We start from the raw sequence: 12528 nt of genomic DNA, 5'->3' as shown, positions 1-12528 counted from the left end.
ATGTGAAATACATGCAACCGCCACCTAGCGAATGCAGCATGCCTTAGCCAGGAAAATCCGGCAGGCTGGCAAAAGCCGTCTTCAGCGCATTCGACCAGCCGTCCGAAATCGTGCGGTAATACTGGTCGTCCTGGGCGATCCGCTTCTTCAATCCGACCTTGAAGGCGTCCTTCTCCAGGAAGAGCAGGTCGAGCGGCAAGCCGACAGACAGGTTCGACTTCAATGTCGAATCGAACGACACCAAAAGCAGCTTCACCGTCTCGGCAAGGCTCATCGTCTTTTCGTAGGCGCGGATGATGATCGGCTTGCCGTATTTGGTCTCGCCAATCTGGAAGAACGGCGTGTCGTCGGTCGATTCGATGAAATTGCCTTCGGGATAGATCATGAACAGCCGCGGCTCGCTGCCCTTGATCTGACCGCCGAGGATGAACGAGGCATTGAAATAGGAATCTGCCTTCTCGCCAGCGGGTGACGAACTGGCGATGACCTCCTTGACCGTATCGCCGACCATCCGCACCGTCTGATACATCGACGGCGTCTCCAGAAGCGTGGCGTGACGGTCGGCAATTGCCTTGGTTCGTTCATCAAGCAGGCTGACCACGGCCTGCGTCGTCGCTAAATTGCCCGCCGACATCAAAACGATGACGCGTTCGCCCGGCTGCTCCCAGACATGCATCTTGCGGAAGGTGGAAATGGAATCCATGCCGGCATTGGTGCGCGTGTCCGACATGAACACGAGCCCGCGATCGATCTTCAGGCCGACGCAATAGGTCATGGAATCTCTTCTGGCAGCAATCTTGCGAGGATTACTGCTCCACCGTGACGGTGACCGCAAGCTGTTCTTCCGCCTGTCCCAGCCGAATTCCCGACACAGGCGTGGCGTCGCGATAGTCACGGCCCGTTGCCACCTTTACATAGCGCTCGTCGGGCGAGATGCCGTTGGCGGCATCGAAGGCAACCCAGCCGAGACCCGAAACATGCGCCTCTGCCCAGGCATGGCTTGCGGCCTGCTCAACCGTTGCATCCAGCATCAGATAGCCGCTGACATAGCGGGCTGGAAAACCCATGGCCCGCGCTGCGGCGGCAAAGATATGCGTATGATCCTGGCAGACACCGGTTTTCAGCGCCAAGGCTTCCTCGGCAGGCGTCGTCGCACTGGTGGTGCCAGGCGTGTAGATGACGCGCTCGCCGATGACAGCCATCAGCCGGTGCAGCCTTTCGATATCGGTGCCGTTGCCGACCGATGCAGCGAGTTCGCGCACACCGCTGCCGATCGCCGTCAACGGTGTTTCATGGCTGTACAGCCAGAGCGGCGTAAAACCCTGGTGCGGTCCCGAGACGCCGGCAGTGTCGCGCGTCACCACCTCGCCTGACGCTTCCACCGTGATGAAGTTGCGCTCGCCCTCGACACTCAACAGCCTTGTGTCGTTGCCGAAATGGTCGACAAAGCGAACCTCTTCGCGCGCGCCTTCGATGGCCAGCGCCCAGGACAGAACGGTCTGCGTCGATCCGCTGACCGGAAGCAGCCGCAGCCGCTGCAACAGATAGTGCACCGGCGTATCGTAACGGTATTCGGTCCGGTGGGTGATCTTCAGCCGCATGCTTCTATTCCGTTTGTGAGCATGATCTCCGGACAAACGGTTTCCGTTTGTCTGAGAAAACCGGCTCCCACTTTTCGGGACCATGCTCAATTGAACCGGTAATCTTGTGCGATTTCGTCGCCGAGCTTGGTGTTGTCGCGAATAAAATTGGCCAGGAATTCATGCAGGCCGGCGTCGAATATGTCCTTGATCGATCCGGCTCTCAACATGGCCTGCGTCTTGTCGGCCGTCGCATGGCAGGCATGGCGTTCGCCGTAATCGTCGCCGAGGAATTTTAGGTGCTCCGACAGGAAGCGATAGCAGAAAGTCAGCGAACGCGGCATGCGGACATTAAGGATCAGATAGTCGGCAATATTGGTCGGCTTGTAGTCGGCGTCGTAGACCCAGCGATAAGAGCGATGCGCCGACACTGAACGCAGGATCGATTCCCACTGGTAGTTATCGAGTGTCGAGCCGACCCAGGAGATCGACGGCAAAAGCACGTAGTATTTCACGTCGAGGATGCGCGCCGTGTTGTCGGCGCGCTCGACATAGGTGCCGAGCTGCGAGAAATCGAAGATCTCGTTGCGCAGCATGGTGCCGTAGAACGAGCCCCGGATCAGCGCCGTCTCGCGCTTGATCGCGTCGAGCACGCTGGGCAGGTCGCGCTCGTCGATCGGCCTGGACAGCATCCGCTTCAGCGACATCCAGGCTTCGTTGATGCTTTCCCAGGTCTCGCGCGTCAGCGCCGTGCGCACCATGCGGGCATTGTTGCGGGCGGTTTCGATCGACGACATCGTGCTCGACGGGTTCGACGTGTCGCGCAACAGGAAGTCGGCGACGTTCGCGGCGGTATAGTCAGAATATTTCTGGCTGAAGGTGACATCGGAACCTGCGCTAAGCAGCACCGAATTCCACTCCTCCGAAGCGCTCTGGGTGCGGGTCAGCGCCATGCGCAAGCCGGCATCGACCAGCCGAGCCATATTCTCGGCCCGTTCGATGTAGCGGTTCATCCAGTAGAGCCCATTGGCGGTGCGGCCTAGAAGCATGGGAAGGCCCTTCGGGCTAGCGAGTAGGGAATAGTAAGTAGGGAATAGTAAGCAATTGAATCTCAATGAAATATGGCATTTCCTGTCCCTCTATTTCCGCTACTGACTACTGACTATTCCCTACTCACTCGTCTCAGTCATCCAGCACCCACGTATCCTTCGTCCCGCCACCCTGCGAGGAATTGACCACCAGCGAACCCTCCTTGAGCGCGACGCGGGTCAGCCCGCCGGGCACGATCTGGATACGGTCGGAGACCAGTACGTAGGGCCTGAGATCGACATGGCGCGGCGCCAGCCCCTTTTCCGTCAGGATCGGGCATGTCGACAGGGCCAGCGTCGGCTGGGCGATGTAATTCGAGGGCTTGGCCGCCAGTTTCTTGGCAAAGGTCTCGCATTCCTTCTTGGTCGCCGCCGGCCCGACCAGCATGCCGTAGCCGCCGGAACCGTGCACTTCCTTGATCACCAGCTCGTCGATGTGTTCGAGCACGTATTTCAGGCTGTCCGGCTCCGAGCAGCGCCAGGTCGGGATGTTGCCCAGGATCGCCTTGCGGCCGGTGTAGAATTCGATGATCTCGGGCATGTAGGAATAGATCGCCTTGTCGTCGGCGATGCCGGTGCCCGGCGCATTGGCAATAGTGATATTGCCGGCGCGGTAAACATCCATGATGCCGGGTATGCCAAGTGCCGAATCTGGCCGGAACGTCAGCGGGTCGAGAAAGGAATCGTCGACGCGGCGGTAGAGCACATCGATCTGCTTGTAACCTTCGGTCGTGCGCATCGCGACATGGCCGTCGACAACGCGCAAATCCTGGCCTTCGACCAGTTGCACGCCCATCTGGTCGGCGAGGAAGGCGTGTTCGAAATAGGCGGAGTTGAAACTGCCGGGCGTCAGCACGGCAATGGTCGGTGCGCCCTTGGTGCTTTGCGGCCGCACCGCCGCCAGCGACTGGCGCAGAAGCTGCGGATAGTTTTCCACCGGCCGCACCTTGATCTTCTGGAACAGCTCGGGGAACAGCTGCATCATCGTCTCGCGGTTCTCCAGCATGTAGGAGACACCCGACGGCGTGCGTGCATTGTCCTCCAGCACGTAGAATTCGTCCTCCGAGATGCGGACGATATCGACACCGATGATGTGGGTATAGACGCCGGCGGGCGGCCTGACTCCGATCATTTCGGGCAGGAATGCTTCGTTCCTGGCGATCAGCTCCCGGGGAACGCGACCCGCGCGCAGGATTTCCTGGCGATGGTAGATGTCGTCAAGGAAGGCGTTCAGCGCCTGTACGCGCTGCTCGATGCCTTGCGTGAGGCGCCGCCATTCATTGCCTGAAATGATCCGGGGAACGATATCGAACGGAATCAGCCGCTCGGAAGCTTCCTGCTCGCCATAGACGGCGAAGGTGATGCCGGTCTTGCGGAAGACGCGTTCGGCGTCCTGCATCTTCTCGGTCAACCTGGCCGGATCCTGCTCCTTCAGCCAGCGATCATAAGCCGAATATGGTCTTCTCAATCCGGAGACTTCCGGAAGCATTTCATCGAACGCTGCCAATCGCATACTCCCCTGTGACGCCATTTCACTGGCGTCGCTGGAGAAAATCAAGCGCAATCGGTGATTTATCGGGTGCGGACGATCAGTATCTCGCGCCTGCCTAAAATTGAGGCAGCCGAAATATGACCTTGATCAGGCTTTGCCTCGTGCCCGGGCAAATGCGTCTCCTGGCTAGAAAGCGCGAAACGTGACGACGGTGAACGTGTCCTTGATGCCGGGGAGAATCTGCACCTTCTCGTTGACGAAATGGCCGACGTCTTCCTCGTCGTCGACATAGAATTTGGCGAGCAGGTCGTAATTGCCGGCGGTGGAATAGATTTCCGAGGCGATCTCGGCATCGGCAAGCGCACTGGCAACCTCATAGGATTTGCCGAGTTCGCATTTGATCTGCACGAAAAACGCCTTCATGGCTTCGTCCCGCTAAACGTCCAAGTCCTGCGGCCCTTCTGGCAGACTGGAGGCGGGCTTTCAAGCGCTGGAATCCGTACTCAGCCGGCCCGAGCCCGGGCTACGGCCTCGCGCAGCTCTGTAACCGGCATGCAGCCTGCCGTCCGATCGCTGGCGAATATTGGCAATCGCTGAAACCGCGATGCGCTGCCAAGCGTATGTTATGATGCGTCTTCACACAGCGCTATTTTTCGAGGGACGATATTTCGAGGGACTACGGAGACAGGCCATGCGCCGCGCTTTTTTCGCATTCGCAGTCGTTCCACTCATCTTCATGTCGTCGGCCTTTGCCGGCGATGCCGAAATCAAGGCAGGACAGTCTGTCATTGACGGTCAGCTGAAGGCACTCATCGCCAATGACGGCGCCAAGGCCTATAGCTTCGCCGCTCCGAATGTGAAACGAATCTTCCCGACCGTCGATGCCTTCATGAACATGGTGACCAACGGCTACCCGCCGGTGCGCAAGCCACGGACCTATTCCTTCGGCAAGGTCGAGGAGATGGCGCCGGGGTCGATCGTCCAGCAGGTGCTGATCGTCGGCCCCGACGGCAAGGACTACGAGGCTGTCTACACGCTCCAGCAACAGCCCGACGGCACGTTCCAGATCACCGGCTGCAGCCTGCGTGCGTCGAATTCGCTCAGCACCTGATAGAGAACGCTTAATAGCGCGCCCTGCCGCCCGACATATCGAACACCGCTCCAGTGTTGAACGCGCTGGCATCGGAGCATAGCCAAAGTACCAATGCCGCGACTTCATCCACAGAGCCGAGGCGCCTGAGCGGACTGGCGTTGATCATATCGTCGACGACATCGTTGCCAAGGCGCCTGATGAGCTCGGTATCGATCGGCCCCGGTGCGACGCAATTGACGCGGATATCAGTGTCGCTGACCTCGCGCGACAATGCTTTCGTGAAGGCAATGACACCCGCACTTGCCGCGGAATAGGCAGCGAGGTTCGGCAGTCCTTCCTTGCCCGCCAGCGAACCCATATTGACGATACGACCACTCCCGGCCTTGCGCATGATCGGTAGAACCTGGTGAGTGACTTCGAAAACACCCATCAGGTTGACGCCGATGATGCGTTGCCACTCTATCGGATCGAAGGCTTCGAACCCGCGATAACTGCCAAGGTAGCCTGCATTGTTGATGACGATATCGATCCGCCTGTCATTGGCTATGATCCCAGCCAAGGCGTCCTTTATCTGGTGTGCCTTGGTCACATCGACAGTCTGGCAATGGGCACCATCGAGAGGCAAGGGATCTGCATCCCATATCCAGACATCGGCACCTGACCGTATCAACTGTGTGGCAACGGCTTTGCCGATACCCCTTGAGCCGCCGGTCACGATCGCGGTCTTGCCGCCAAAGTCATACGTCACGGTCATGGCTTAACCCCCGACCGGACTCTGCGCCCGGACAATCGACCGGTCAATCGTTGTCAGGCAGACGCACACTCGTTCAAAGGGCGGGAATATCATCCCTCGCCCAGCCCTCCGTGATCTCAGCGCCGCGCGTCTCGAAGGTTCCGGTCTCGATCGCGGCGCGGATGTCCTGCATCAGCTTCTGGTAGTAGGAAAGATTGTTCCAGGTCAAAAGCATCGCACCGAGCGCCTCTTGCGAGCGCACCAGATGGTGCAGATAGGCGCGTGAATAGTCCCGCGCTGCCGGGCAGTCGCTTTCCTCGTCCAAAGGACGCGGATCGTCGGCATGGCGGGCGTTGCGCAGATTGACCTTGCCACGCCTGGTGTAGGCAAGGCCGTGCCGTCCGGCCCGTGTCGGCATCACGCAATCGAACATGTCGATGCCGCGCGCCACTGATTTCAGGATATCGTCGGGCGTGCCGACGCCCATGAGATAGCGCGGTTTGTCCTGAGGCAGTTCCGGACAGGTGATTTCGAGCATTTCGAGCATCACCGCTTGCGGTTCGCCGACGGCAAGGCCGCCGACAGCGTAGCCCTTCAGCCCCATCGCGCTCAGTGCCTGTGCCGAACGCACCCTGAGCGCTGCATTGTCGCCGCCTTGCACGATGCCGAACATCGCCTTGCCCGGCTGGTCGCCGAACGCCATCTTGCAGCGTTCGGCCCAGCGCAGCGACAACTCCATGGCACGCTCGATTTCCTTCATCTCGGCCGGCAGCGCCGTGCATTCGTCGAGCTGCATCTGGATGTCGGAATCGAGCAGTCCTTGAATCTCGATCGAGCGCTCCGGCGACATCTCGTAGGCGGCGCCGTCGATATGCGAGCGGAAGGTGACGCCCTTTTCGGTCAGCTTCCTCAGCTTCGACAGCGACATCACCTGGAAACCGCCGCTGTCGGTCAGGATCGGATACGGCCAGCGGGCGAATTCATGCAAGCCGCCGAGCCGCGCCACGCGCTCGGCGCCCGGACGCAGCATCAGATGATAGGTGTTGCCCAGGATGATGTCGGCGCCAACGCCGCGCACCTGGTCCATATACATGGTCTTGACCGTGCCGCCGGTACCGACTGGCATGAAGGCCGGGGTGCGGATTTCACCGCGCGGCATGTCGATCACACCGCGCCGCGCCTTGCCGTCAATCGCCAGAACCTTGAAGCTGAACGGCTTAGCCATTGAATTCCTTGTCGTGCACCGGGGCGTCCGGTGCCTGCTTGTCGAGCGACTGGCGATAGTGGATGCAGCCGCGCATGAACTTTGGCCAAGGCGGCACGGCGATCGACGGCTCGGTCTTCTCCGGCAGAAGGTCCCACAGATCGGGGTGATGCCAGCAAAGGTCGTGGCCAGTCGCATCGCGATGCTGGCGAATGCCGGCGCGCAGTTTTTTCACCTCCGCGATCAGCGCGTCGCGGTCAAAGGTTTGCAGATCATCGTCCATCGCTCGTCTCCGCTCGGAAAAGCAGGCTTGCGTCGCCATAGGAGTAGAATCTGTAGCGGTTCTCGATGGCGTGCGCATAGGCCGCACGCATCATATCGAGGCCGCTGAAGGCCGAAACCAGCATGAACAAGGTCGAGCGCGGCAGATGGAAGTTGGTCATCAGCATGTCGGCGGTGCGAAAACGGTAGCCGGGCGTGATAAAGATGTCGGTCGGGCCGGACCACGCAGCCAGAGTGCCGTCTTCGCGCGCTGCGCTCTCCAGCAGACGCAGCGATGTCGTGCCGACGGCGACGATGCGCCCGCCCCTCGCCTTGGCCGCATTGAGCGCGTCCGCTGTTTCCGCGCTGACCGAACCGGTCTCGGCATGCATCTTGTGGTCGGCTGTGTCATCCGCCTTCACCGGCAGGAACGTGCCGGCGCCGACATGCAAGGTGACGAAATGGCGTTCGATGCCCTTGGCATCAAGCGCTGCAAAAAGCTCCGGCGTGAAATGCAGGCCTGCCGTCGGGGCCGCGACGGCGCCTTCCTCGCGGGCATAGATGGTCTGGTAGTCGGCCCGGTCGCGTTCGTCGTCGTCACGCTTCGAGGCGATATAGGGCGGCAGCGGAATGTGGCCGACCGCATGCAGCGCCTCGTCGAGGAAAGGTCCCGACAGGTCGAAGCCAAGCAGTGCTTCGCCGCCCTCGCCTTTCTCGATCACCGTGGCGTCAAGCTGGCCGAGGAAACAGGAATTGCCGTCATGGCCGAAATGGATGCGGTCGCCGGCGGCAATGCGCTTGCCCGGCCGCATGAAGGCCAGCCAGCGGTCCGGCGCCGTGCGCATGTGCAGCGTGGCTTCGACCTGCGCCTGTGCCTCGCCGCGCCGCCTGATGCCTTTGAGCTGCGCCGGAATGACCTTGGTGTCGTTGAACACCAGCACGTCGCCAGCCTTGAGCAAGGACGGCAGGTCGCCAACCCTGCGGTCATCCAACGCTTCGCCGGGCCTGACCACGAGCATCCTGGCGCTGTCGCGCGGCTCCGCGGGGCGAAGCGCGATGCGCTCCTCCGGCAAATCGAAGTCAAAGAGATCGACGCGCATCAGTAGAGCCGGACGAGCAGCGCCCCGACCAAGAGCAGCATCGCGCCGGCGACGCGCCCGAGCGAGATTTCACGCACCGCGACGCCGAGGAAGCCGACGCGGTCGATGAGCATGCCGGCCAGCAACTGGCCGGCCACCAGAAACGCCATCAGCGCGGCGGCGCCGATGCGTGGCGTCAGGATGGTCGACAGCGTGACATAGAAGCCGCCGAGCATGCCGCCGGCGATGAACAGCCAGGGCGCCGGCGCCTTCCAGTCGAGTGAGATGCCCTGCAGCTTCACCACCGCGACGGAGATGACGCCGAGCACGATCGCCCCCGACAGGAACGAAAAAGCAGCCGCCGCGACCGGGAGACCGAGGTCGCGCGCGAGCTGGGAGTTGATCGGCGCCTGAATGGCAATGAAGGCGCCGGACAGGATGCCGAGAAGCGACCAGACGACGCCCATCATTGTCGTTGACCCTTACTTTACGTCGGCCGCGACCTTCAGCGACACGATCTTGTCGGGATCCTGCACCGGCTCGCCGCGCTTGATCTTGTCGACATTGTCCATGCCTTCGATGACCTGGCCCCAGACCGTGTACTGGCGGTTGAGGAAGGCGGCGTCGTCGAAGCAGATGAAGAACTGCGAGTTGGCCGAGTTCGGATTCTGCGAACGGGCCATCGAGCAGGTGCCGCGGCCATGGTTGGCGTTGGAGAATTCAGCCTTCAGGTCAGGCTTTTCCGAACCGCCCATGCCCGCGCGGGAGGGCGCGAAGGAAGGCTTGCTGGAATTGCCGAACTTGACGTCGCCGGTCTGCGCCATGAAGCCCTCAATGACGCGGTGGAAAACCACGCCGTCATAGGCGCCTTCGCGAGCCAGTTCCTTGATGCGGGCGACATGGCCGGGCGCAAGGTCGGGGAAAAGTTCGATGACGACCTTGCCCTTGGTCGTTTCCATGATGAGCGCGTTTTCGCGGTCCTTGATTTCGGCCATGTCAGATATCCTTTTGAGAAAACAGAGTTATTCGACAATTTTACTTGTCGGCGGCGATGCGCACCTTGATCATCTGGTCGGGGTCGGTGACCGTGCCATTGTCCGCTTCGTCGCCCTTCTTAATCTGGTCCACCAGTTCCATGCCGCTGACGACGTTGCCAACGATGGTGTACTGGCCATCGAGCGGCGGCGCCGGCGCGAACATGATGAAGAACTGCGAATTGGCGGAGTTGGGGTCCTGCGAGCGGGCCATTCCGACCACGCCGCGCGTGTAGCGCTCGGTCTGCGAGAATTCGGCCGGCAGGTCGGGCAGATCGGAACCGCCGGTGCCGACGGCCTGGGCGCTAAAACCCTTCTTGATGTTGCCGAACTTGACGTCGCCGGTCTGCGCCATGAAGCCGTCGATGACGCGGTGGAAGGCGACATTGTCATAGGCGCCCTGGCGCACCAGCTTCTTGATCTGCGCGACGTTCTTGGGCGCGAGGTCGGGCCTCAGCGCAATGGTGACGTCGCCATCCTTGAGAGTGATGATCATGGTGTTTTCCGGGTCGGCGGCGAAAGCCGAGACCGATGCGGTCACAAGACCGGCAAGCACAACGAGGAACGAGGCGAGCTTTTTCAGCTGCATATCTGTCTCCGAAGATTTTTGTGTTCATGCATGTCGTTGCCCCAAAACCGGGTTCCACTTTTGGGCGGCATGCATCATTTCTTGAATTTGGCGGTGAGCGCGCCAACGACAGCCGCCGGCACGAAGGGGCGGATGTCGCCTCCCATCGAGGCAATCTGGCGGACAAGTGTGGCGGTAATTGTGCGCACGGAAGGGCTGGCGGGCAGAAAAACCGTCTGCAGTTCAGGCGCCATGGTCTCGTTCATGCCGGCCATCTGCATCTCATAGTCGAGGTCGGTGCCGTCGCGCAGGCCGCGGATCATGATCGAGGCGCCCTGCTTCCTGGCCGCGTCGATCACCAGTCCGTCGAAAGCGACGACCTTGATGCGGGCTCCATCACGGCCGAATTCCGCCTTGGTGGCGGTCTCGATCAATTGCACCCGTTCCTCGAAGGAAAACAACGGCTGCTTGCCCGGATGGATGCCGATCGCCGCATAAACGATGTCGGCCACCGCCAGCGACGCCTTCAGCACGTCGAGATGGCCGTTGGTCAGCGGGTCGAAGGAGCCAGCATAGAGGGCGATGCGTTCAGTCATGGCTGGTGCTTCTAGCGAGCCTCTCTCGCAAAGGCAAATCCGATTGGTGCGCCGGCCGTGAACCTTTTCCGACGCATGAACGACAGATGAACACGCTGATCACGAAGCCTTCACGCAGCGTTCACTAGGTTGCACCTTAATAAGATGAAACCAAAGTCCCATCTATCCGTTGTAAGGCGCAGGAGAACACGCACATGCTGATCTACATGCTCGCCACCGCAATGACCGTCGCCATGCTGATCGCCACCGTATTTGGGCTGCATCAGGAGGCACAGCGCGTCCGTATCAAGGCAAACACCAAGCGCTTCGAGGGCTTCGGCCCGCGCAAGCCGTACCGTCACTACTAAATCAGCCTGAATTTGCTGCCGCGCCGGCCGATGAGCCGGCGTTGCCATGTCAAAAACGTGGGCTGGACTTGACCGGCTTGAGCCTATCCGCGATCAGGACGTTCGGCGGAATCCCTTCGCTTTCAAAAGATATCAATTCTGCCGGCGCGATAGTTTGTCACGAGGTCATCCAGTATTGTCGCCGTCGGAAGCGTCAGGTGCAGTTCGCAATTCTTGACGACGAGACGCTCCAGCGTCTCCAGGCGAGACCGGGCAACAGCCTCACCCTTCGCCTTGAGCGATTGAAGGATATCGCCCGGGAGATGGGCCATGATCCACGCCTGATGAGCCTCCGCCGTCCGCACGACATCTCCTCGCGAATAGGCTTCGTTCCACTCATAGCAATATGGTCGCCCTTGCGCACATGTGCCGGCCATCGCGACCGCTGCAAAAACGATAGGTGCTGTTGCTCGCATTTGCCGACTTCTACCAGACGAACAGCCTGGTTGACGTGACAATGCCCGCACCCGCGGATCTGAGCAATAATCTGAGCATCGTCCTGCGGCGAGGGATGCGGACCCCGCTGCTCATCAAGGTACTCCCATGGGGGTCCGAAACGCGCCGAGAATGGTTCCAACCGCCGCGGCCGACAGGACGAGATGCAGGAGGTTGAATGGCAGGATAAGTCCGAAATGCATCAGCACGAGGTTCGGGAAGGAAGGCGCGCCGTCCGCCGGAATCAGGAGCAGGCCGCCGGCCAGAACAACCACATATTCGAGTATGGCGACGATCGCGAAGACGATGAACATGATGGCGACGAAACGCACGCGGTTGCCGTCGAGCGCCCGCCAGCACCCGACCGGATCGAACGATCCCGTCCGGACGAAGTCGCCGACAAGGAGATAGACCCAGGCAAGGAAGAAACCGCGCCACAAGGCGTTGAAAACCCCCATCGCCGAAGTCCAGGGGGCGACATCCTCCGGTCTGAGCGGCAGGTCATGCGTAGCGAGCAGGCCGGCGACAAGCAGTTTGTGCTCGCCGGCGACCGCGAAGCCACAAAGAAGCTGGATGGCCGCCAGAAGCATCGTGACCATGAGAATCCGCCGGCTGATCTCGAAGCGCACGCCGGGAATACTGAAGCGTCTGACGCTTTCGATGCCGCGCTGCACAACGATACGGCCGTGCTCGGGCGCGCCTGCCATGCGGTCCAGAACGAACGCGAAGACCATCGCCGAGAAAGGTGCTGCAATGATCGCGGAGAGCCAGGTTTGCGGGTCGAAGCCACGCGACAGAAGCCATGTGGGCACCTGCCATGGGTCGGCGAAGAGAACTAGAGCCAACACCACCAGGCAGAGCGTCATTAGAAGGCAGGGAAACCAGGCGGCCACGAAGAGCGGCCAGGCGTTCGCACGGCAATAGTCGAACACCTTCGCAACGGCCTTTCCGATGCGCAAGACACGGCGTTTCGGCACTA

The 12528-nt window shown here is 60.8% G+C and carries 17 protein-coding genes; 2 read left to right on the top strand and 15 right to left on the bottom strand.

All coding sequences use genetic code 11. The features are described 5' to 3' along the window. Positions 1 to 43: 43 nt before the first annotated feature. The 5 genes from ACSQ3L_RS19045 to ACSQ3L_RS19025 form a co-directional block, all read right to left on the bottom strand. Positions 44 to 775: a peptidase gene (locus ACSQ3L_RS19045; RefSeq protein ID WP_436161350.1), complete on the bottom strand. Its 732-nt coding sequence runs from the start codon at positions 773 to 775 to the stop codon at positions 44 to 46. 31 nt (positions 776 to 806) lie between these two features. After that, entirely contained in the window at positions 807 to 1601 is a 795-nt protein-coding gene (locus ACSQ3L_RS19040) for a transglutaminase family protein (RefSeq protein WP_436161349.1), read from the bottom strand. A gap of 86 nt (positions 1602 to 1687) precedes the next feature. Further along, on the bottom strand, positions 1688 to 2629 hold the full coding sequence (locus tag ACSQ3L_RS19035) for an alpha-E domain-containing protein (protein WP_436161348.1): 942 nt from the start codon (positions 2627 to 2629) through the stop codon (positions 1688 to 1690). 133 nt (positions 2630 to 2762) lie between these two features. Then, complete coding sequence (locus tag ACSQ3L_RS19030; protein WP_024503502.1) at positions 2763 to 4175, bottom strand: circularly permuted type 2 ATP-grasp protein; 1413 nt, start codon at positions 4173 to 4175, stop codon at positions 2763 to 2765. A 171-nt stretch (positions 4176 to 4346) separates the two neighbouring features. Further along, positions 4347 to 4583 (bottom strand): Lrp/AsnC family transcriptional regulator, encoded by a 237-nt coding sequence (locus ACSQ3L_RS19025; protein WP_010909609.1) that lies wholly within the window; start codon positions 4581 to 4583, stop codon positions 4347 to 4349. A gap of 268 nt (positions 4584 to 4851) precedes the next feature. Here ACSQ3L_RS19025 and ACSQ3L_RS19020 point away from each other — a divergent pair, with 268 nt between their 5' ends. Beyond that, positions 4852 to 5271: a DUF4864 domain-containing protein gene (locus ACSQ3L_RS19020; RefSeq protein WP_436161347.1), complete on the top strand. Its 420-nt coding sequence runs from the start codon at positions 4852 to 4854 to the stop codon at positions 5269 to 5271. 10 nt (positions 5272 to 5281) lie between these two features. Here the strand turns inward: ACSQ3L_RS19020 and ACSQ3L_RS19015 are convergent, their stop codons facing one another. From ACSQ3L_RS19015 to coaD, 8 genes are all read right to left on the bottom strand, one after another. Next, a complete protein-coding gene (locus ACSQ3L_RS19015) occupies positions 5282 to 6007 on the bottom strand; it encodes an SDR family NAD(P)-dependent oxidoreductase (protein WP_436161346.1) in 726 nt (241 codons plus the stop codon). A 73-nt stretch (positions 6008 to 6080) separates the two neighbouring features. Further along, positions 6081 to 7211 carry a tRNA guanosine(34) transglycosylase Tgt gene (gene tgt / locus ACSQ3L_RS19010; protein WP_436161345.1) on the bottom strand — a complete coding sequence of 377 codons (1131 nt, stop codon included), beginning with the start codon at positions 7209 to 7211 and terminating at the stop codon, positions 6081 to 6083. Continuing rightward, entirely contained in the window at positions 7204 to 7473 is a 270-nt protein-coding gene (locus ACSQ3L_RS19005; RefSeq protein WP_436161344.1) for a hypothetical protein, read from the bottom strand. Before ACSQ3L_RS19005 ends, tgt begins: the two co-directional genes overlap by 8 nt. Beyond that, positions 7463 to 8551: a tRNA preQ1(34) S-adenosylmethionine ribosyltransferase-isomerase QueA gene (gene queA / locus ACSQ3L_RS19000; protein ID WP_436161343.1), complete on the bottom strand. Its 1089-nt coding sequence runs from the start codon at positions 8549 to 8551 to the stop codon at positions 7463 to 7465. Before queA ends, ACSQ3L_RS19005 begins: the two co-directional genes overlap by 11 nt. Continuing rightward, positions 8551 to 9000, bottom strand: a complete 450-nt coding sequence (locus ACSQ3L_RS18995) for a DMT family transporter (protein WP_436161342.1) — start codon at positions 8998 to 9000, stop codon at positions 8551 to 8553. Before ACSQ3L_RS18995 ends, queA begins: the two co-directional genes overlap by 1 nt. A 12-nt stretch (positions 9001 to 9012) precedes the next feature. Further along, positions 9013 to 9525: a peptidylprolyl isomerase gene (locus ACSQ3L_RS18990; protein ID WP_015317720.1), complete on the bottom strand. Its 513-nt coding sequence runs from the start codon at positions 9523 to 9525 to the stop codon at positions 9013 to 9015. Positions 9526 to 9565: 40 nt separating this feature from the next. Next, the gene (locus ACSQ3L_RS18985; RefSeq protein ID WP_436163480.1) at positions 9566 to 10060 is read right to left on the bottom strand and encodes a peptidylprolyl isomerase; all 495 of its coding nucleotides are present in this window, start codon (positions 10058 to 10060) and stop codon (positions 9566 to 9568) included. Positions 10061 to 10227: 167 nt separating this feature from the next. After that, positions 10228 to 10728, bottom strand: a complete 501-nt coding sequence (coaD, locus tag ACSQ3L_RS18980; RefSeq protein ID WP_352627848.1) for a pantetheine-phosphate adenylyltransferase — start codon at positions 10726 to 10728, stop codon at positions 10228 to 10230. Positions 10729 to 10922: 194 nt separating this feature from the next. Between coaD and ACSQ3L_RS18975 the strand changes: the two genes are divergently transcribed. Then, a complete protein-coding gene (locus ACSQ3L_RS18975) occupies positions 10923 to 11075 on the top strand; it encodes a hypothetical protein (protein ID WP_135900409.1) in 153 nt (50 codons plus the stop codon). 122 nt (positions 11076 to 11197) lie between these two features. On the opposite strand, the gene ACSQ3L_RS18970 is transcribed toward ACSQ3L_RS18975, so the two are convergent. Together ACSQ3L_RS18970 and ACSQ3L_RS18965 are read right to left on the bottom strand one after the other, a co-directional pair. After that, the gene (locus ACSQ3L_RS18970; RefSeq protein WP_436161341.1) at positions 11198 to 11530 is read right to left on the bottom strand and encodes a hypothetical protein; all 333 of its coding nucleotides are present in this window, start codon (positions 11528 to 11530) and stop codon (positions 11198 to 11200) included. A gap of 114 nt (positions 11531 to 11644) precedes the next feature. Continuing rightward, positions 11645 to 12508, bottom strand: a complete 864-nt coding sequence (locus ACSQ3L_RS18965) for a hypothetical protein (RefSeq protein WP_436161340.1) — start codon at positions 12506 to 12508, stop codon at positions 11645 to 11647. Between the last annotated feature and the right edge of the window lie 20 nt (positions 12509 to 12528).

This window comes from Mesorhizobium sp. LjRoot246, assembly GCF_964254115.1.
Taxonomy (GTDB): domain Bacteria; phylum Pseudomonadota; class Alphaproteobacteria; order Rhizobiales; family Rhizobiaceae; genus Mesorhizobium.
Note: the sequence above shows the minus strand (reverse complement) of the source record. Positions and strands in the feature narration are given on the sequence as shown.

Coding starts and splice junctions, on each gene's coding strand:
- ACSQ3L_RS19045 (WP_436161350.1), bottom strand. CDS start 775: ATGACCTATTGCGTCGGCCTGAAGATCGATCGCGGGCTCGTGTTCATG.
- ACSQ3L_RS19040 (WP_436161349.1), bottom strand. CDS start 1,601: ATGCGGCTGAAGATCACCCACCGGACCGAATACCGTTACGATACGCCG.
- ACSQ3L_RS19035 (WP_436161348.1), bottom strand. CDS start 2,629: ATGCTTCTAGGCCGCACCGCCAATGGGCTCTACTGGATGAACCGCTAC.
- ACSQ3L_RS19025 (WP_010909609.1), bottom strand. CDS start 4,583: ATGAAGGCGTTTTTCGTGCAGATCAAATGCGAACTCGGCAAATCCTAT.
- ACSQ3L_RS19020 (WP_436161347.1), top strand. CDS start 4,852: ATGCGCCGCGCTTTTTTCGCATTCGCAGTCGTTCCACTCATCTTCATG.
- ACSQ3L_RS19015 (WP_436161346.1), bottom strand. CDS start 6,007: ATGACCGTGACGTATGACTTTGGCGGCAAGACCGCGATCGTGACCGGC.
- tgt (WP_436161345.1), bottom strand. CDS start 7,211: ATGGCTAAGCCGTTCAGCTTCAAGGTTCTGGCGATTGACGGCAAGGCG.
- ACSQ3L_RS19005 (WP_436161344.1), bottom strand. CDS start 7,473: ATGGACGATGATCTGCAAACCTTTGACCGCGACGCGCTGATCGCGGAG.
- queA (WP_436161343.1), bottom strand. CDS start 8,551: ATGCGCGTCGATCTCTTTGACTTCGATTTGCCGGAGGAGCGCATCGCG.
- ACSQ3L_RS18995 (WP_436161342.1), bottom strand. CDS start 9,000: ATGATGGGCGTCGTCTGGTCGCTTCTCGGCATCCTGTCCGGCGCCTTC.
- ACSQ3L_RS18990 (WP_015317720.1), bottom strand. CDS start 9,525: ATGGCCGAAATCAAGGACCGCGAAAACGCGCTCATCATGGAAACGACC.
- ACSQ3L_RS18985 (WP_436163480.1), bottom strand. CDS start 10,060: ATGATCATCACTCTCAAGGATGGCGACGTCACCATTGCGCTGAGGCCC.
- coaD (WP_352627848.1), bottom strand. CDS start 10,728: ATGACTGAACGCATCGCCCTCTATGCTGGCTCCTTCGACCCGCTGACC.
- ACSQ3L_RS18975 (WP_135900409.1), top strand. CDS start 10,923: ATGCTGATCTACATGCTCGCCACCGCAATGACCGTCGCCATGCTGATC.
- ACSQ3L_RS18970 (WP_436161341.1), bottom strand. CDS start 11,530: ATGCGAGCAACAGCACCTATCGTTTTTGCAGCGGTCGCGATGGCCGGC.